This is a genomic window from Paenibacillus sp. JT22N7 (assembly GCF_059383875.1).
This window is the reverse complement of record NZ_JBXENY010000003.1, coordinates 626,730-645,218: the sequence shown is the minus strand read 5'-3', so window position 1 is coordinate 645,218 and position 18,489 is coordinate 626,730. Positions and strand designations below refer to the sequence as shown.

At 46.7% G+C, this 18,489-nt stretch carries 14 protein-coding genes; 11 read left to right on the top strand and 3 right to left on the bottom strand.

Going from position 1 to position 18,489, the window contains the following annotated elements:
* Positions 1–28: 28 nt before the first annotated feature.
* From AC50Y5_RS11250 to AC50Y5_RS11240, 3 genes are read left to right on the top strand one after another with little or no spacing between them, the layout of a single operon-like run.
* On the top strand, positions 29–955 hold the full coding sequence (locus AC50Y5_RS11250) for a methyl-accepting chemotaxis protein (protein WP_494860570.1): 927 nt from the start codon (positions 29–31) through the stop codon (positions 953–955).
* 18 nt (positions 956–973) lie between these two features.
* Positions 974–1,348 (top strand): response regulator, encoded by a 375-nt coding sequence (locus AC50Y5_RS11245; protein ID WP_056035662.1) that lies wholly within the window; start codon positions 974–976, stop codon positions 1,346–1,348.
* 35 nt (positions 1,349–1,383) lie between these two features.
* Complete coding sequence (locus AC50Y5_RS11240; protein WP_494860568.1) at positions 1,384–2,442, top strand: HD domain-containing phosphohydrolase; 1,059 nt, start codon at positions 1,384–1,386, stop codon at positions 2,440–2,442.
* A gap of 99 nt (positions 2,443–2,541) precedes the next feature.
* Here AC50Y5_RS11240 and AC50Y5_RS11235 read toward each other — a convergent pair whose 3' ends face one another.
* Complete coding sequence (locus AC50Y5_RS11235; RefSeq protein ID WP_494860566.1) at positions 2,542–3,795, bottom strand: cytochrome P450; 1,254 nt, start codon at positions 3,793–3,795, stop codon at positions 2,542–2,544.
* A 246-nt stretch (positions 3,796–4,041) separates the two neighbouring features.
* Positions 4,042–8,247, bottom strand: coding sequence for a sulfite reductase subunit alpha (locus AC50Y5_RS11230; protein ID WP_494860564.1), 4,206 nt, complete (start codon positions 8,245–8,247; stop codon positions 4,042–4,044).
* A gap of 294 nt (positions 8,248–8,541) precedes the next feature.
* Here AC50Y5_RS11230 and AC50Y5_RS11225 point away from each other — a divergent pair, with 294 nt between their 5' ends.
* The 4 genes from AC50Y5_RS11225 (at position 8,542) to AC50Y5_RS11210 (ending at position 10,219) form a co-directional block, all read left to right on the top strand.
* Entirely contained in the window at positions 8,542–8,961 is a 420-nt protein-coding gene (locus AC50Y5_RS11225; RefSeq protein WP_056035674.1) for a MarR family winged helix-turn-helix transcriptional regulator, read from the top strand.
* A gap of 139 nt (positions 8,962–9,100) precedes the next feature.
* On the top strand, positions 9,101–9,574 hold the full coding sequence (locus tag AC50Y5_RS11220) for a helix-turn-helix domain-containing protein (RefSeq protein WP_494860562.1): 474 nt from the start codon (positions 9,101–9,103) through the stop codon (positions 9,572–9,574).
* Complete coding sequence (locus AC50Y5_RS11215) at positions 9,564–9,803, top strand: hypothetical protein (protein WP_494860561.1); 240 nt, start codon at positions 9,564–9,566, stop codon at positions 9,801–9,803. Before AC50Y5_RS11220 ends, AC50Y5_RS11215 begins: the two co-directional genes overlap by 11 nt.
* Positions 9,800–10,219 carry a type II toxin-antitoxin system VapC family toxin gene (locus tag AC50Y5_RS11210; RefSeq protein WP_494860559.1) on the top strand — a complete coding sequence of 140 codons (420 nt, stop codon included), beginning with the start codon at positions 9,800–9,802 and terminating at the stop codon, positions 10,217–10,219. The genes AC50Y5_RS11215 and AC50Y5_RS11210 overlap by 4 nt, the downstream gene beginning before the upstream one ends.
* 37 nt (positions 10,220–10,256) lie before the next feature.
* Here AC50Y5_RS11210 and AC50Y5_RS11205 read toward each other — a convergent pair whose 3' ends face one another.
* Positions 10,257–11,135 carry a LysR family transcriptional regulator gene (locus AC50Y5_RS11205; RefSeq protein ID WP_056035684.1) on the bottom strand — a complete coding sequence of 293 codons (879 nt, stop codon included), beginning with the start codon at positions 11,133–11,135 and terminating at the stop codon, positions 10,257–10,259.
* Between the two features lie 115 nt (positions 11,136–11,250).
* On the opposite strand from AC50Y5_RS11205, the gene zwf reads away from it, so the two are divergent.
* The 4 genes from zwf to gnd all read left to right on the top strand — a co-directional run bounded on the left by zwf (position 11,251) and on the right by gnd (position 17,023).
* Positions 11,251–12,777: a glucose-6-phosphate dehydrogenase gene (gene zwf, locus AC50Y5_RS11200; protein ID WP_494860557.1), complete on the top strand. Its 1,527-nt coding sequence runs from the start codon at positions 11,251–11,253 to the stop codon at positions 12,775–12,777.
* A complete protein-coding gene (tkt, locus tag AC50Y5_RS11195; protein ID WP_494860733.1) occupies positions 12,761–14,749 on the top strand; it encodes a transketolase in 1,989 nt (662 codons plus the stop codon). The genes zwf and tkt overlap by 17 nt, the downstream gene beginning before the upstream one ends.
* 75 nt (positions 14,750–14,824) lie before the next feature.
* Positions 14,825–15,490, top strand: a complete 666-nt coding sequence (fsa, locus tag AC50Y5_RS11190) for a fructose-6-phosphate aldolase (RefSeq protein ID WP_046230868.1) — start codon at positions 14,825–14,827, stop codon at positions 15,488–15,490.
* Between the two features lie 114 nt (positions 15,491–15,604).
* Entirely contained in the window at positions 15,605–17,023 is a 1,419-nt protein-coding gene (gnd, locus tag AC50Y5_RS11185) for an NADP-dependent phosphogluconate dehydrogenase (RefSeq protein WP_494860555.1), read from the top strand.
* The last annotated feature ends 1,466 nt before the right edge of the window (positions 17,024–18,489 follow it).

Sequence of the window (18,489 nt, the reverse complement as noted above, 5' to 3'; positions counted from 1 at the left end):
TAGATAATTTTAATAGGAGGAATAGCAAGTGAATGACGTTGTGAAATTAGTTTCCCAAAGTACGCAGGTGCTTGATGGGAAGGCGGTTCTATCCGCATTAGAGCAGTCGCTGGCGATGATCGAATTTAATTTGCAAGGAGAGGTGCTGTGGGCAAATGAGCAGTTTGCCAAGGCGATGGGTTATGCAGCTCATGAATTGCCAGGGAAAAATCATCGGCAGTTTTGCAGGCCCGAGTTTGCCAATAGTGCTGAATACAAGCAGTTCTGGGAAAATTTGCGCAAAGGCACAGCCTTTCAAGAGAAAATTGTTCGGTTGGCAAAGGACGGAGCGAGTATTTGGCTTGAAGCGACCTATATGCCTGTTTGTGATGAAGAGGGCGTTCCATTTGCCGTCGTAAAGGTTGCAACAGATATTTCTGCGCGCGAGCAGGCCGTAGTCAAAATGACCGACGAATTGCAGCAGATGGCAGCGGATTTGCTGGAGCGGACCCAAAGAGGCATCAATCGCAGCGAGCAAGTCGCCTCGGTTATTGAGCATGTTGTGAGCGATAATGCGATTCAAATCGATTTTCTGCAAACGCTGGAGCAGCAAACGCAAGCCGTGCGAGGGATTGTCCAGACGATTCGGGATTTTGCGTCACAGACGAATTTGCTTGCCTTGAATGCAGCGATTGAAGCTGCACACGCAGGGGAGCATGGCCGCGGGTTTAATATTGTAGCGATGGAAGTCAAAAAGCTTGCCCAGCATGTTCAAGGGGCTGCTAGCGAAATTCAAAATTCGCTGGAAGGAATATCAAAGCAGGTGGACAAGGTTAGCGGTAGCTCAAAAAGCTCCAGAGACGCAATTATAAGCAGCAAGCATGAAATCCAGCAGGCTGTAGGGGACTTTACAGGAATTAGCGAGGCGGCAGGCAAGCTGGAAGGGCAGGCTAAAGTGCTCAATCAAATGGTGTAATGGGGAGGCTGCTAAACGATGAACACCGTTCTGCTGATTGAAGATAATGAGATGAATCGCGATATGTTATCCCGGCGGCTGGAGCGCAAAGGGTATCGCATCATAACGGCTGAAGACGGCAGGCAAGGGGTAGATCTCGCTGAAGAGGTGCTTCCGGATTTAATATTGATGGATTTGAGCTTGCCGGTGCTTGATGGATGGGAGGCAACCCGCATGCTCAAAAGCTCAGCTCTTACGAAGCATATTCCCGTTATCGCCTTGACCGCTCATGCGATGACGAACGATGAGGATAAGGCCTATCAGGCGGGCTGTGACGATTTTGATACGAAACCGGTTGTGCTTGAGCGGCTGCTAGAGAAGATGAAGGCTGCTTTGGAGAAAGAAAAAGCGTAAGCAGGCATTTCACGAATACAGAATGGAGAAGAACGATGGAGGACATTTCACGCGCAAAAATATTAATCGTGGACGACCAGGAGCTCAACATTACGCTTTTAGAACGGATTCTGGTCCGCTCAGGGTTTACTCATATATATAGTATAATGGATCCTCTCCAGATTCAGCAAAAGCTATTGGAAATTGAGCCGGACATTATCCTGTTGGACATGCATATGCCGGGCATGGATGGACTGCAGGTATTGACACTCATTCGTGAGCAGCTTTCGGCCGACAGTTATTTGCCCGTTTTGATGCTTACCGCTGATGTCACTCCTGAAGTGAAGAGGCGCTGCCTGGAGGCGGGAGTGAATGACTTTTTGACTAAACCGTATGACCGGACCGAGGTCATTTTGCGAATTAATAATTTGCTCAAAACCCGTCAGCTGCACAATCAGATTCAACAGCATAAAAATACGTTGGAAATGAGAGTGTTGGAGCGGACGGAGGAGCTGCAAAAGGCAAAGCTGGAAATGTTGCTGCTGCTTGGGCGCGCGGGAGAATATCGCGATGATATGACGGGCAGGCATACGCTGCGGGTCGGACGGCTTGCGGAGCTTATTGCCAGCCGTTTGGGGCTTTCGGAAGAGGACGCTGATCGTATTCGCAAAGCGGCACCGCTGCATGATATCGGAAAAATCGGTATTCCTGATGAGATTTTGCTGAAGCCCGGGCGTTTTGAGCCTCATGAATTTGAGCAAATGAAGGCTCATACGATTATTGGGTCCAGCATTTTGGAAGGAAGCACATTTTCCATCCTGAAGCTGGCGGGGATTATAGCGAAATCCCATCACGAAAAATGGGATGGTTCCGGCTATCCGCTTGGTCTGAAAGGGGAAGAAATACCTCTGGAAGCACGAATTGTAGCGCTTGCCGATTTTTATGATGCGCTCACACATGAACGTCCCTATAAGAGAGCCTGGACGATTCAGGAGACGATTGAAGAAGTGAAAAAGCAAAGCGGCATGCATTTTGATCCACAAATTGCTAATGTTTTAATTGAATTATTTAATGAAGGCATTTTATCTTCACTCGAAGATGAGGTTTATGTATAGGTTTGCGGGGACAAGCTGACTCCGATTCCATATCGAAGGCAGCTTGCTTAGGCAGTTTTTTTTGCATGAAACGAATGAAGCAGCATCAAACGGTATTTTTTATTTAAAAAGCTGGATAGGCAATCGAGTCAAGCTTTGTCCGGCAGCACTAGGAACAAGGCTGTCTTCCAAAATAAAGGTTGTATCGGGCTCAATTTTGGAAAATGTTTTTAAAAAGGTAGTAAGAACGAGAGTGGCTTCCAGCCTTGCTAGAGGTGCTCCTAGACAAAAGTGGGCGCCATAGCCAAATGCGAGCTGCTTATTGCTATTTTCCCGGTGAATGTTCAATGTAAAAGGATCTTCAAACATGCTTTCATCCATATTCGCTGCGCTCATCCAAGCCACGATGGTATCCCCTTTTTTGAGCGGAACCCCTAGCACATCATTATCCTCCTTCACAGTCCGGTCCATTTTGCTAATGTGAAACCGAAACCGGAGCAGCTCTTCAACCGCGTCTGGAACGAGCTCGGGATTATTTCTGAGTTCCTGATACAGCTCGGGCTGGTCGTATAAAAAAGCATAAAAGGAATTAGCCAGCAAATTACTCGTTGTTTCAATCCCCGCCCCAAGTAAAAACATCGTCGTGCGTACAATCTCATCATCTGTAAAATGCCCGCCATCTACTTCTACTCTAATTAAGTCAGATATAATATCGTCTTCTAAATGGGATCTCTTCGCTACAACGAGCGGATAAAGGTATTGATAATATTCGTCGCCGGCCTTCTTTTTCAATTCATTAATCTCATCGAAGTTTTCATGAGTTGTCGGCAAAAACAGCTTGTCTACCCATGCTTTGAATAAGAGGCGGTCCTTGGAAGGGACGCCAAGCAGGTCGGACATGACGACAACTGGCAATACGCTTGTGTAGGCTTCAACGATATCCACCTGTGATTGATCGGCAAATTGGGCCACTAATTCATCGACAGCAGCTTGAATGCGCGGTTCCCATAACCGCAGGCTTCTTGGTGTGAAAGCAGCGGCGAGCAGGGATCTCCGTTTGCGATGCTCTGGCGGATCAACATTGTGAATATCAAGCTGATCGGGAAACGTTTTGACCATTTCTTTATCTTTGTCGTCATTGCTCTGATAACCGACCTGGACGATGCTGCGTGTTCTAACGCTGGAAAAGTTTTTGAAATCACTAAGCACCGTTTTCACATAATCGTACTTGAATACATGGTAGGCATTTGATCCTTCATTAAAAATGACCGGGTCTTGATTCAACATGCGGCGATACCAACTATAAGGGCTGAACTCTTCTTCTTTAGACTGAAAGCTCGTAATATCAGCTAAAGAAATGACATGGTTATTCATTGCATATTCCTCCTTTAGTCGCTGCGGTGAAGCCTGTCGTACGATTTTGATTCATCGCAATAGTAAGGCTGCTGGAATAGAGAGTCATCAGGTCAATTCAAATTACCATTGTTATTTACAAATATACCAGAAATTTATACTCTAATTCAAGTATTCTAGTTTTTGTAATTTTGATAGAGTATAGGAGGTGTGAAAAATAAAGACGACCGCCAATAGTTGCGGTCGTCTCTCCCTGTATGCACTAGCTCAATAAACATCGCGGGCATATCGTTGCTCTTTGGCCATTTCCTTCACATATTGCTCCGCTTCAGCCGCCGATTTTCCGCCGTGCTGCTCAATGACTTGTTTCAGTGCGGTGTCTACGTCCTTTGCCATTTTGCTGGCATCCCCACATACATAGAAATAGGCACCTGCCTGCAGCCAGGACCATAATTCAGCGCCGTGCTCAATCATGCGATGCTGTACATATATTTTTTCTGCTTGATCTCGTGAGAAGGCGGTATCCAAACGATGGAGAATGCCGCGTTGCTGCATCGCTTCCAGCTCCTCCTTATAATAAAAGTCGCATTCCGCGCGCTGTTCTCCGAAGATCAGCCAGTTTTTCCCTTTGGCGCCTGTCGCTTGACGCTCCTGCAAAAAACCGCGGAAGGGGCCGATGCCTGTTCCGGGGCCAACCATGATGACGGGTTTATCAGTATCGCTTGGCAGGCGGAAATGGGAGGTTTTCTGAACAAAGATGGGTACGCCAGCTGCTTTCTCCGCATGGTCAGCCAGAAAGGTGGAGCATAAGCCATTTCGCTGCTTGCCATTGAACGGATAACGAACGGTGGATACGGTAATATGAACTTCATCCGGATTCATTTTTGAACTGGAAGAAATGGAATAGAGTCGCGGCTGCAACGGCTTCAGCAGTTGAACAAGCTCAGCTGCTTGAATCGGGAAAGGGAATTCCTGCAGCAGATCGGCGAGCTGACGTCCCCACAGCCATTGCTTTAATTCTTCCTGATTTTCCTTCCTTAAAAGCCGGGATAAAACATCGTTATTTGTGCGTTCATGTACAGCTTGCAAAATGCTCGGAGTGATTCGGGTAATATCGTAATGCTGGGTAAGGGCGAGGCTCAATGAAATTTCTCCGATATCTTTTATGGACACTTTCTCGGAAGGGCTCAGCTTTACAGCTTCCAATACCTCATCCACAAGTGCAGGAGCATTAGTTGGCCAAACGCCTAAAGCGTCACCGGACTCGTAGTGCAGCCCCGTATTTTTCAAATCAAAAATATAATGGCGGGTATCTTTCTCAGAGCCTTCCTTGCTTAACGGCTTGTTGGCCAGCAAGGCGGTTGTAAGCGGCTGGTTCCGATCATAGTGAACCTTTATGGCAGTCTCGTGTGCAGAAGAAGACGCAGCGCCATTTGTTCTGGTGCCCTTCTGAGCTTTTTGCAAAGCTGTTTCGAGCGATAGGATCCATGCGGATACCTGCTCTTGAAAATTCGTATCGCAATCTGTTCGCGGCATTAGGCGCTTGGCTCCTAAATGCTCGAATCGGGCATCCAGTTGTTGTCCAAACCCGCAAAATAAATCATAGCTGGAATCGCCAAAGCCGAGTACAGCGAATGTCACTCCCGGCAGCTTAGGTGCATCGTCAGCTTGAAGGGAGTGCCAGAAGCCGGTGCCATTGTCAGGCGGGTCGCCTGCCCCAAATGTACTCGCGATGCATAGCACATACTGTTCATTAGCAAGATTCTTTATATCGTAGTCATTCATGTTTAACAGCTGGACATGATGACCCGCTGCCAGTAATTGCTTGGCGCAAGCTTGAGCGGCTTCCTCGGCATTTCCGGTTTGAGACGCCCATACAATCGTAATCCGCAAAGCTTCTGCATCTTTTATGTGGACAAAAGGTGCAGGCGGTTCTAGCGTCGCTTGCCCGGTACTTGCCGCAGCGCTCAAGGCTGCGCCGGATTCCGACAAGTAAGTGCGGGAGAACATGCCTGCGAGCAGCCCATCGAGAAATAGCTTTTTGGAGGCTTCCAGCGGCGCGGATGGAGGAAGAACAGGGATGCCAGGCGCGCTCTGGAGCTCGCTCGTTTTTAGGCTGGCAATAAAACCGGTCACATACGTTTTTTCATGGTTTTCCAGCGTCATAACAGATGTTGATTCAATGCCAAGCATACTGGCGAGCGTATCGACTTTAGACATGTAAATCTCCTCCTCATAAACGTTGCTCGCACTGCGGAATGCCGAGTGGGAGGCTGTTGTTTCCTCATCAGAATGAATAATCGGCGCAGCCTCTGCGGAAGCGGCGACTCGAATAAGAGACACTGCGCAAAATTTAAATTCAGGTTGAAAGGAGATCGGATCAATAGCATCGTTGGTCACATCATTAATAGCCAGATTTTTGCCGAAAATATCATTCCAATGAAACGGGGCAAAGCAATTGCCGGGACGAACCCGATCGGTTATGACAGCTGGTAAAATAGCAACCCCCCGCTTAGAGCGAATCTCGACTTGATTATCAGCTGTAATGCCAAGAGTGGCCGCATCCTCGGGATGAATTTCCACGAAGGGACCTGGGTTCAGTTTATTCAGCTTGGCTATTTTACCGGTTTTCGTCATTGTGTGCCATTGATGCTGTACGCGTCCCGTGTTCAAGATAAAGGGGAATTCCATATCGGGAAGCTCAGCCGGAGGCAAAAAGGGGCGGGCGAGAAAGATGCCTTTGCCGCTTTCGGTCGGAAATACAAGTCTCGGCAAACTGCCATCTTCCTTGAGCTTCAACGTTTGGCTGATTCCATTGTTGATATAGCGGATAGGGTTGCGATCCGCTTCGCTTTCAGGAGCGCACGGCCATTGCAGCGGTGTACTGCGTAGCCGCTCATAGGATGCGCCGCGAATATCGTAGCCGGTCTTGGGATTCCAAGCCTGTTGAATTTCCTGATAAACCTCCTCGGAGCTGCTATATGAAAAAGCGTCGGCAAAGCCCATTTCACATGCTACACGAGCGATGATCTGCCAATCGGGCAGCACGTCGCCGGGCGGCTTTACCGCCTTCTGCATCAACGTCAAATTACGCTCGGAGTTGATCATCACGCCTTCAGCCTCAGACCATAACGCGCCGGGCAGCATAATATCCGCATAGGCATTCGTTTCCGTTTCAAGGAAAGCATCCTGTGTAATGACAAGCTCGGCTTTCTCTAAACCGGCAATGACGTTTCTTCGATTGGGAACCGTCACTACGGGATTCGTGCAAATAATCCAGCATGCCTTAATTTGACCAGCTTGCATTTGCTCAAACATCGAGACGGTTCCTGTACCTACCTCGGTTGTAAGGGTTCCTGATGGCAGCCTCCACAGGCTCTCGATAAAATCACGTTCCTTTTCTACGAGGACGGAACGCTGGCCGGGCAAGCCGGGTCCCATATAGCCCATCTCGCGGCCGCCCATTGCGTTAGGTTGACCGGTGAGGGAGAAGGGGCCGCTGCCTGGACGGCATATTTTGCCGGTAGCCAAATGCAAATTACAAATTGCATTCGTGTGCCAAGTACCGTGTGTGCTTTGATTGAGGCCCATCGTCCAGCAGCTCATCCAATTCGGCGATTCGCCGATCCAAGCCGCGGCCTTGCGAATATGTTCCTCCGGGATGCCCGTTATTTCAGCTACTTTATCCGGAGGGTAATCGTCTAAAAACGCAATCATCGGTTCCCAGCCGGAAGTAAAGTCAGCAATAAATGCTTCGTCAATATCATTATTTTTCACCAGTAGATGCAAAAGTCCGTTTAGCAGAGCCAGGTCGGTTCCCGGTTTTATTTGCATATATAGGGATGCTTTATCGGCCGTAGCATTGCGGCGCGGGTCAACGACAATGAGCCTCGCACCCGCTTTTATTCGATCCATCATTCGCAGAAACAAAATAGGGTGGCAGTCAGCCATATTTGCGCCAATGACGAAAAAAAGATCGCTTTGGTCAAAATCCTGATAGGAGCCTGGCGGACCATCCGCTCCAAGAGACAGCTTATAACCGCTGCCGGCGCTTGCCATACAGAGCCTGGAATTGGATTCAATATTGTTCGTGCCCACGAAGCCTTTGGCGAGCTTATTAATTAAATACTGCGACTCCAGTGACATCTGGCCGGATACATAAAAGGAAAGGGCATTTGGCCCATGCTCGTCAAGTATGGAACGCAGCTGTGCTGCTGTTTTGCTTATCGCTTCGTCAATAGCTAATTTTTGCAGCTCGCCCTTGCGCGAGAGGCGTTCATAAGCGTATTCCATTCGTCCTGACTCCGAAATCGCTTCGGCGCACGTGTTGCCTTTCGTGCACAATCGCCCGAAATTGGTAGGATGCTCTTTGTCTCCCGTTACTTTAATGACACGATTTTCCGATACCTCAAGTATAATGCCGCATCCAACACCGCAATAAGGGCAGACGCTTTTTATTTTTTCAGTAGGCAAGCAGGTTCACCACCAGCGTTAGAAGTTAATAGGAGTGTGATAAAGAAGTGAGTTTTTGATTTCAAACTTAACGGATTATAACTAGATATGCTCAATATATATCGCACTACGATCTAAGTCAATGAGTTTGTGTTATGTTATATAACATGAAAACGTTTTTATTTTAATTTTGTTTGTTTGACTCTACATTGGGTGAGGAAACTTGACTTTATCAGGGTATGATTTTTACTTCATCGTTGTGATTGAATGAATGACAGCTATGGGATAGACTAGAAGAAAAGCAGGAGCCCTTATATGACCAATAACCGTTTGTCCAAGCAGGTTTATGAAGAATTGGCTTTATTTCGATATCGCATTCGCAAGTTTATTCGGTTTAGTGAAGAGGCAGCGAGAAGCAAAGGTTTAACTCCCCAATACCATCAACTTATGTTAGCTATCATGGGATTTCCAGAGAGGGACTATGCGACGCCGAAAGAGCTGGCCGAGCGTTTGCAAATTACGCCGCATGCCTGCCTGGAGCTCATTAAGCGCTGTGAAGATTTAGAGCTCGTAAGCCGGTTCCCGAATTCTGAGGATAAAAGAAGCATTTTTATAAAGGTGACTGAGCGTGGCATGGGTTTATTGGAAGCATTGTCAGAAATTCACGCCGAGGAGCTTAAGAGGGCGGGATTGCTTGAAATACAAAGTAATGGTGGAGGATATTTGGGCGATTAATCGAGGGGAAGATTAGAAACAAAGCCAAATTCGGTATATTTGATCTTTAAAGTGCTGGTTTAATAAGTTTAATTCGTTTGTTTGGTTTAATATTTATATTGATTGAAAAGTATAGTAAAATGAATGGGAGGTGAACAGCATGGCAAAAACAAGTGAAGAGCTGGCTCAAGAGATTGAAGTATTCACAACGAGTGTTACTTTAGTTGAAGAAGAACTTGAAACGTTACGAAGAGCCGCTGCGATTATTCGAATCAGGAAGGCACAAGATTATATTCAAGCTCGAAATGTACTAGCCGTCCCGTTAGAGCATCAAGAGAAGAATAGCAAATATGTCAGTGCCGATGAAGTCGCCGAGATGTTCGGAATTAGCGTCCAAGGTGTTTACAAATGGATCAAGCTTGGGAAGATAGATACTGAGAAGCTTGAGACACCTGGAAGCAGCAAAAATTTAATTGTGCGCTCTCAATTTGCTGTGCCCAAATATCAAAAACAAATTGAAGCAGTACGTCGAACCAAAGAAGCGCTTAGTAAAGTAAAACCGGCCGAGAAAGACGAGGATCTTTATCCTATCAGTGATGAAGATGCGGACATGGAGGAACTTGATGTCAAATAAGCAGAAGGTTATTTGTGACACGAATATTTATATCTATGCTTCATGGGGATATCAACCTGCTGTTCAACTTATTAACGAACTTCGCTTTGATGATGATATAGAGCTTTTAATGCCTACAATCGTCCAAGTAGAACTATTGTCCATTCCCAGAACACAAAAAGATTTATCGTATAAGGATGTTATTAAAGAATATATTGAATACCCAAAGTCTGAGGGTCTGAGGGTTTGATGGTTCATATTAATGATAATGTTGCTAAAAATGCAGCTGATATTCGTATATTGTGGTTCGAGTCAGAAGGCAAAAAGCTTCCATCGCCTGACGCTATTATTGCAGCCACAAGCATTGATTTAGATGCACAGCTTTATAGTAATAACGATAAAGATTTTGTATACGCCGCCCAACATTTTGGACTGAAATTTGAAAATCCAATTAATCGCAATGATTTAGAAAAATTCATGAAAGAAAACGAACTTGCTCATGAGGAAAGCGACATTATGGACACAGCTATGCGAGTACTTGCCAAAATGGACGAAGAGTCGCTGCGGGAGTTATCTTATAAATCCATCGGGCTTTTAAATGATCAGGCAAAAAAGGAACAAATTAAATTTGCAAGAGGACTCAAAAAGAGAAGGAGCGAAAGTTAACTTTCAATTCTTCTCTTTTTATTTTATATACAAAGCTTTAATGCACAAGCTCAATAAATCGGCTAGCTGTACTCGACAGCGGCAAATTCCGCATTTTCATTATGCCGACATGGGAGGGAGGCAGCTGCACATCCAATTGAATTTCGAAGAGCGAGCCTTCCTCTAGCTCCTTCGATACAAATTCCCGCGTTACATACGAAATGCCGAGTCCTCTCCGGGCAAATTCGATCAGCAAATCGACGCTGCCGACCTCGATTTCAGGCTTCAGCATATAACCGAAGCTTTGAAAAAGCTCTGTAATGGCCATTCGCGCCCGGCTATTGCGGGAGAAAAGAATGACGGGATGCTGTAACAATTGGTCCAGCGTCAAAACTTCATTTTTCAGCTTCGCGTAGCGCTCCCCTGCAACAAAACAATCCTTCAGTTGAATGCTTTCACGCACTTCCAGCTGGGAATCGACAATCGGCATGCGAACGACACCAAGGTCTATTTTGCCTTCCTTCAGGAAAGAAATCACTTCCGGCGTCGTGCCGTGATTAAGATGAAGCCTAATTTCGGGATACATATAATGAAAGTTTTCCAAATACGGCAGCAAGTAATGCTTGAACAGCGAATCGCTGCCGCCAATACGCAGCTCGCCGCTCTCTAGATTTTTCAGTGCAGCCATTTTTTCCTCTGCAAGGGTTATCAATATTTGCGACTGCTCGATGTAGGAGTACAAGATCGTACCTTCCTGCGTTAGCGCAACTCCTTTGGAATTTCGATAAAACAAAGTGATGCCGAAGCTGTTTTCCAGCTGCTTAATGGCGTGGCTGACACTCGGTTGCGTGAGGTACAGCGCATTAGCAGCTTTCGTTAAGCTGCCTGTTTTAGCGGCCCAATAAAAAACCTTATATAATTCGTAATTATTGATCATAGATGTGGTCTATACCTCCTCTTAAATATATTAATTACTTGTATGGCTCTTAAACGTATTATAGTGTAACTAAGAAAAAGAAACCATAGCTAACGAATTGGAAGGAGAACGGAAGATGGAGCCAACCACTTTTGTGTTGTTTGGAGCGACAGGGGATTTAGCGAAAAGAAAAATCTACCCCGCTTTGTATAATTTGTTCATCGAGCAGAAACTGCCGCAAGCATTCTCCTTGATTGGCCTTGGACGAAGAGAGCTGACGCATGAAACCTTTCAGGCAAATGTCGAGCAATCTCTCCGTGATTTTTCCAGACGGGAAATAAAGGACGAGGCGAGCGTAAAAGCTTTTTTAAAAGCTTTCCGTTACCAAGTTCTGAACATAGACCATAAGGAAGATTACCAGAAGCTGCTTCACATGATTGAACAGCGGGAGGAAGCTTTAAATCTTGCCCCGAATCGCCTGTTTTATTTATCGGTTGGGCCTGAATTTTTCGAAACGATTGCCTCCAACATTCAGGCTAGCGGGCTTGGCTCTGCGCAGGGCTGGAAGCGTCTCGTCATTGAGAAGCCTTTCGGCCATGATTTGCAATCTGCACGCGATTTAAATGAAAGCCTTAGCCGGTCTTTTGAGGAAAAAGAAGTTTTTCGGATCGATCATTATCTCGGCAAGCCGATGGTGCAGCGTCTTGAGGCTTTGCAGCAGACGAACCCGGTCATTCAGGCGCTGTGGAACAATCATTACATTGCCAATGTGCAAATTACAGCGAATGAAACGGTCGGCGTAGAGGAAAGAGCCGGTTATTACGATCATGTCGGCGCACTAAGAGACATGTTCCAAAACCATTTGCTGCAATTGCTTATGATGACGGCGATCCAGCTTCCTCAGAAGAGCGACCCTGAAAAGGTTCGTTCTAAGAAGAAACAGGTGATGGAAGCTCTTGAACCGCTGCAAAAGAAAGATGTTGCCCTCAGCATCGTTCGCGGACAATACAGCGCTGGCAGCATTCAGGGCAAGCCGGTTGTCGGCTATAAGTCTGAGCCGGGGATTGCCGAAACTTCGATGAATGACACCTTTATCGCAGCAAAATTGCAGATTGATGATTTCTTTTGGCGGGGCGTTCCTTTCTACATTCGTACCGGCAAAAGAATGAAGGAAAAATCGACGCGAATCGTCATTGAATTTAAAGAGCCGTTAAAACAAGCTCCTTCCGTAAACGAAGAAGGGGTGGCTCCGAATCTGCTCGTCATTGAAATGAGCCCTAATGAAAGCATTACGCTTCAGCTCAATTCCAAGGATTCGCAGCAAAATGGTGAATTCAAGCCGATTCAAATCGATTTTCACCCGAACAAGGAAGAGCTTCCAGAAGCTTATGAAAATTTGATTCACGATGCTTTGAACGGCAACCCTACGTTTTTTGCGCATTGGGATGAAGTTGAAATGTCGTGGGCCTGGGTTCAGCCTATTTTGGAAGCTTTCGCAGAAAATCAGGTTCCTCTTCATCATTATGAGGCTGGTACTTATGGGCCAGCGGAATCCGATGCTTTGCTAGCGCAGGATGGCTACCACTGGTGGTTCGATTCCAAACTGGAACAACAATCTGAAACAGAGAAAGGACAACAATATGCCTATCACACAAACCATTGATCAGTTATCGATTGACACGATTCGTACTTTATCGATTGACGCCATTAACAGCGCCAATTCCGGTCATCCGGGCCTTCCTATGGGCGCAGCGCCAATGGCGTACACGTTATGGTCCAAATTTTTAAGCCACAATCCCGGTCATGCCAAATGGTTCAACCGCGACCGTTTCGTGCTTTCGGCGGGCCATGGTTCAGCGCTGCTTTACAGCCTGCTGCACTTATCCGGCTATGAAGTGTCGCTCGACGATTTGAAGCAATTCCGCAAGCTGAACAGCAAGACGCCAGGCCATCCTGAGTTTGGACATACGGATGGCGTAGATGCGACGACTGGCCCTCTAGGCCAAGGGGTTGCAATGGCTGTCGGCATGGCAATGGCAGAGGCGCATCTGGCTGCAAAATTCAATCAGGATGGTTTCCCAATCATCGACCATTATACGTATGCGCTCGTTGGCGACGGCTGCTTGATGGAAGGGATTTCCTACGAGGCTATGTCGATGGCTGGCCATATGAAGCTGGACAAATTGATCGTGCTCTATGATTCAAACGATATTTCCCTCGACGGAGAATTAAACCTTTCTTTTGGGGAGAATATTCAAAAAAGAGCGGAATCTGCGAATTGGCAATATCTCCGCGTGGAAGATGGCAATGACACTTCGGCCATCGCTGAGGCAATTGCAGCTGCCAAGCACAACGATTCACAGCCAACGCTTATTGAAATCCGGACGATTATCGGTTACGGAAGCAAAGTAGCGGGCACGAATAAAGCGCATGGCAATCCGCTTGGCAAGGAAGAAGCAATCGCAACGAAAGCCGCTTATGGCTGGAAGTATGAAGAAGAGTTCACCGTTCCGGCTGAGGTCAAAGCGCATTACGAGCAGTTGAAGCTTGCGGGTGCAGCTAAAGAGGCGGAATGGAACAAACAGCTTGCTTCCTACACTGCACAATATCCGGCGCAAGGCAAGGAACTGGCTCAAGTCATCGATGGTTCCGTAACGATTGATGCGGCTGACATTTTGACCTTCGATGCCTCCAAAACACTTTCAACTCGCGTAGCGAGCGGTGAAGCCATCAATCATTATGTGAAGACCGTTCCTTCCATCTTCGGAGGCAGTGCAGATCTATCGCATTCCACGATGACGGACATTAAAGGCGAAGAGACGTTCGCGGTTAAATCGTATGCAGGACGCAATATTTATTTCGGCGTTCGCGAGCATGCAATGGGCGCGGCGGGCAATGGCATGGCGCTGCATGGCGGCGTAAAACCATTCGTGAGCACCTTCTTCGTATTCAGCGATTATTTGCGCCCGTCGATTCGTCTGGCTGCCTTGCAGAAGCTGCCTGTTACGTATGTATTCACGCATGATTCCATCGCAGTCGGCGAAGATGGTCCTACGCATGAGCCAGTTGAGCATTTGGCTGCGCTTCGCACCATTCCAGGGCTCACTGTCATTCGTCCAACGGATGCCAATGAAACGGCAAGTGCTTGGGCTTATGCTTTGCAGCAAAATGATGGTCCGGTTGCGCTCGTGCTGAGCAGACAAAATCTGCCGATCTATGAAGCGACGAAAGCTAACGTTGCAGAAGTAGCTAAAGGCGCTTATGTGCTGACAGAAACGAATGAGAAGCCTGACGTCATTTTGATCGCTACAGGTTCTGAGGTATCGCTTGCCGTAAGTGCTAAAACCGAGCTGGAGAACGATAACGTATCCGTTCGCGTCGTGGCTATGCCGAGCAGAGAGCTGTTTGAGCGTCAGCCAGCAGCTTACAAGCAAAGCGTTCTCCCTGATGCCGTATCGAACCGTATCGCCATTGAAGCGGGTATTTCGCTCGGCTGGGAGCGTTATGCAGGGCCAAGCGGCAAAGTGTTGTCCATTGATACGTTTGGGGCGTCAGGCCCGGGCAACCAGGTGATGGAATACTTTGGCTTCTCAACGGAAAATGTCGTTAGCCTGGCAAAAGAATTATTGAAATAATTGAAATGCAGGGCAATCAAATTTAAAATTAAAATGTAAATCAAAAATGAACCCAAAAAACGGAGGTAATTGACTATGAAATTTTTTATCGATACGGCTAATGTGGAAGATATTAAGAAAGCTTATAAAATTGGCGTTTTGTCCGGTGTTACCACTAACCCGTCTTTAGTTGCTAAAGAAGGCGTGAAATTTGAAGACCGTATTGCTGAAATTTTGCAAATCGTGCCTGAGGTTGAATCCGTTTCTGCAGAAGTAACGCCTAACGCGATTACAGCTGAAGAAATGATCGCTGAAGCGGACGAGCTGATCAAAATCAACAACAACGATAAAAACATTACAATCAAGCTTCCGATGAACCTTGCTGGACTAGAAACTTGCCGTTACCTGACGAAAAAAGGCGTAAAAACGAACGTAACGCTTATTTTCACAGTGAACCAAGCGCTGTTGGCTGCTCGTGCTGGCGCAACCTATGTTTCCCCGTTCCTTGGTCGTCTGGACGATATTTCCGAAGATGGCGTTCTATTGGTTTCTAAAATTGCTGAATTGTTCCGCACGCACCAGCTGGATGCGCAAATTATTGCAGCTTCGGTTCGCCACCCGGATCACGTTACTCGCGTAGCGATGGCTGGCGCGCATATTGCAACTGTGCCATTCGCGGTTATCGAGCAAATTTCGAAGCACCCGCTTACCGATCAAGGCATGGAGAAATTTGCTGCTGACTGGAAAAAAACTTCCCTGTAAGAAGGGGAGTTTGAAGCGATAAGTAATATGTAATATGGCATTTATTTTGAAAATGGCGACAGCCATTTACGCTTATATAAAAAGAGCTTGAATAGGATTGGGAGGCAGATTTCCGTGAGCAAACAGCAAATTGGTGTCGTTGGTCTTGCCGTTATGGGCAAAAACCTCGCTTTAAACATTGAAAGCAGAGGGTTCTCGGTTGCGCTATACAACCGTTCCCCAGAAAAAACAAATGAGCTTCTGGAAGAAGCAAAAGGCAAAAATTTTGTAGGTGCATACAGCGTCGAAGAATTTGTAAACTCGCTTGAAACGCCGCGCAGAATTTTAATAATGGTCAAAGCAGGCGCGCCAACTGACGATACGATTAATCAGCTTGTACCTTTTCTAGACCAAGGGGACATTTTGATTGACGGCGGCAACGCTTATTTCCCTGATACGCAAAGAAGAAATGAAGAGCTTTCAGCTAAAGGCTTCCGCTTTATCGGTGCGGGCGTTTCCGGCGGCGAAGAGGGCGCGCTTAAAGGTCCGGCAATTATGCCAGGCGGTCAAAAAGACGCTTATGAGCTCGTTGAGCCGATCTTGACAGCTATTTCGGCGAAAGTGAATGGCGATGCTTGCTCTACTTACATTGGTGAAGGCGGCGCTGGACACTATGTGAAAATGGTGCACAACGGCATCGAGTATGGCGACATGCAGCTGATTGGCGAAGCATACCATTTGTTGAAAGATGTACTCGGTGTAAACACGTCCGAGCTGCATAACATTTTCACCGAGTGGAATAATGGCGAGCTGGACAGCTATTTGATCGAAATTACAGCTGACATTTTCTCGAAAACAGACCCGGCTACAGGCAAGCCGATGGTCGATGTAATTCTCGATTCCGCAGGCCAAAAAGGAACTGGCAAATGGACGAGCCAAAGCGCTCTTGATCTCGGCGTTCCATTGTCGATCATTACCGAGTCCGTATTCTCGCGCTTTATTTCTGCGATGAAAGAGGAGCGCATAGCGGCAAGCAAGAAGCTGAACGGCCCTGCGGTATCGAGCTATGACGGCGATGCGCAAGAGTTTATTGAAGCGGTCCGCAAAGCGCTATTCGCGAGCAAAATCGCTTCGTACGCCCAAGGCTTCGCGCAAATGCGCGCTGCTTCTGACCAGTACAACTGGAACCTGAACTACGGCAGTATTGCAATGATTTTCCGTGGCGGCTGCATTATTCGTGCCGGCTTCCTGCAAAACATTAAAGATGCGTATGACCGTGATCCGGAACTGAAAAACTTGTTCCTTGATGATTATTTCGGCGGCATCGTAGATAACTACCAAGAGGCTTGGAGAAAAGTGATTGCCATTGCCGTAACAAGAGGGATTCCAGTTCCTGCTTTCGCATCGGCACTAGCTTATTATGACAGCTACCGTACAGAAAGACTGCCGGCTAACCTGCTGCAAGCACAGCGTGATTATTTCGGAGCGCATACGTTTGAGCGTCTCGATCAACAAGGCAGCTTCCATTTCCAATGGATGGAAAACAACGAATAGGAAATGCGTAGTCATAAATAAGTAAGTAATTGGAAAAACAACTGGAAGGTTGGCCTCACATCCGTGAGGTCAGCCTTATGTTGGATTTTATCGAAAAAGGGCGATAACCCGCTGCGAGTGGATGACGGGGAAATGTCGTCCTTTTTGCTGTGCCGCTAGGCGGCGTTCATCATTATAAAAGTGCACTGATCAGGTCATACGGTTAGAATATTAGCTCGAGAAGCACATGCTGCCTTACGGGCTGAAGAAGGTGGTGCCTTCCACACAAAAAGATATTTAAAAGGGGTATATTCAGCGGATTGAGGATCCGGACAGAGGAGAGGCGAGCATATAAAGGAGCCTGAAACGCAGACATCCCAGCGATCTTCCATAAGAGGCGGAGCAGCCTGAGACGCTCGCTCCTTTTTTGGCGGACTGAGGTTCCGCAATTTTAGCTTTTGATCCATTTTCAGGCCGCAGGCGGACAGGAAAGCCGCTATTGCCCTATAATCTAGTCAAAATGGCTTTTGGCAGCGCATTAGCGGCTCCTGAGTCCGTAGAATGTGCCAAACCCGTGATTTGGTAGGAATAGCGGCTGCTGTGTCCACCAAGTCTATCATTGTGCAGGGAGTAACCCCTGAAACGAAGAGCATGAGGCTGGCTTGTGATTTACACGGAGCCCGAATGAATCAATCATGGACTCCGTTCGAAAAGGCCGGCTGCCGAAAATGATCAGCAACCGGTTTTTTTTGCGCTTGAAATGTCCAATTTTTGGGTGATTTAATGACGTATTTTTATGGTATTATGTGGATGGTGTTTGTGGTATATTAGGAATAGTTCCGTTTTTTCCACCGTAAGTGGGCATGCCCCTAGGCATATTCCGCCCCCTCTAGAGCGTCTTTTTGCCTTCACGCAGCTAAGCATATCACTCCAAGGTCCGATAGTATCTCTTGTAAAATGAAATGGGTTTCAAAATTTTTGCACGCTTATTAAGTGCGGAACGACTAGTATCAGCAATTTTTAGAGCGATTTCATTTAAACATCGGCGTTTATTCGCCAAAATTAGAACGTGATGACAGCATCAGCGACAAATAAAAGTTACATGATTTGTAACTTAAATCTAAATATGTACATAAAAATAAATATTGTAAAAAAACATAGAATTATGGTATAACTTTATTAACGGCGCTATTGGTTGCATCGACGACCGCATCTTCGTTAAGCAGCATTCCTCAAGAGATATAGTCGTCTACTCCTTTAGCGACACATTCAACTATGAATGATCTTCTCTCAACCCACCCACACCTATTGTTTTCCTTTCTAACGCACATTCATCCAGATGAGTTTGTACAATTGAAGCCTGCTGTTTTAAGCTGCACTGCCTATGTCATTTCCATTTGAGGAGTGAGTGCCGAGCAATGTCTATCCCTAGACAATGAAAGCGCTTTATATTTTGACGGCTATTTATGCTGCCTCTGGAATGACAT

Coding starts and splice junctions, on each gene's coding strand:
- AC50Y5_RS11245 (WP_056035662.1), top strand. CDS start 974: ATGAACACCGTTCTGCTGATTGAAGATAATGAGATGAATCGCGATATG.
- AC50Y5_RS11240 (WP_494860568.1), top strand. CDS start 1,384: ATGGAGGACATTTCACGCGCAAAAATATTAATCGTGGACGACCAGGAG.
- AC50Y5_RS11235 (WP_494860566.1), bottom strand. CDS start 3,795: ATGAATAACCATGTCATTTCTTTAGCTGATATTACGAGCTTTCAGTCT.
- AC50Y5_RS11225 (WP_056035674.1), top strand. CDS start 8,542: ATGACCAATAACCGTTTGTCCAAGCAGGTTTATGAAGAATTGGCTTTA.
- AC50Y5_RS11220 (WP_494860562.1), top strand. CDS start 9,101: ATGGCAAAAACAAGTGAAGAGCTGGCTCAAGAGATTGAAGTATTCACA.
- AC50Y5_RS11215 (WP_494860561.1), top strand. CDS start 9,564: ATGTCAAATAAGCAGAAGGTTATTTGTGACACGAATATTTATATCTAT.
- AC50Y5_RS11205 (WP_056035684.1), bottom strand. CDS start 11,135: ATGATCAATAATTACGAATTATATAAGGTTTTTTATTGGGCCGCTAAA.
- zwf (WP_494860557.1), top strand. CDS start 11,251: ATGGAGCCAACCACTTTTGTGTTGTTTGGAGCGACAGGGGATTTAGCG.
- fsa (WP_046230868.1), top strand. CDS start 14,825: ATGAAATTTTTTATCGATACGGCTAATGTGGAAGATATTAAGAAAGCT.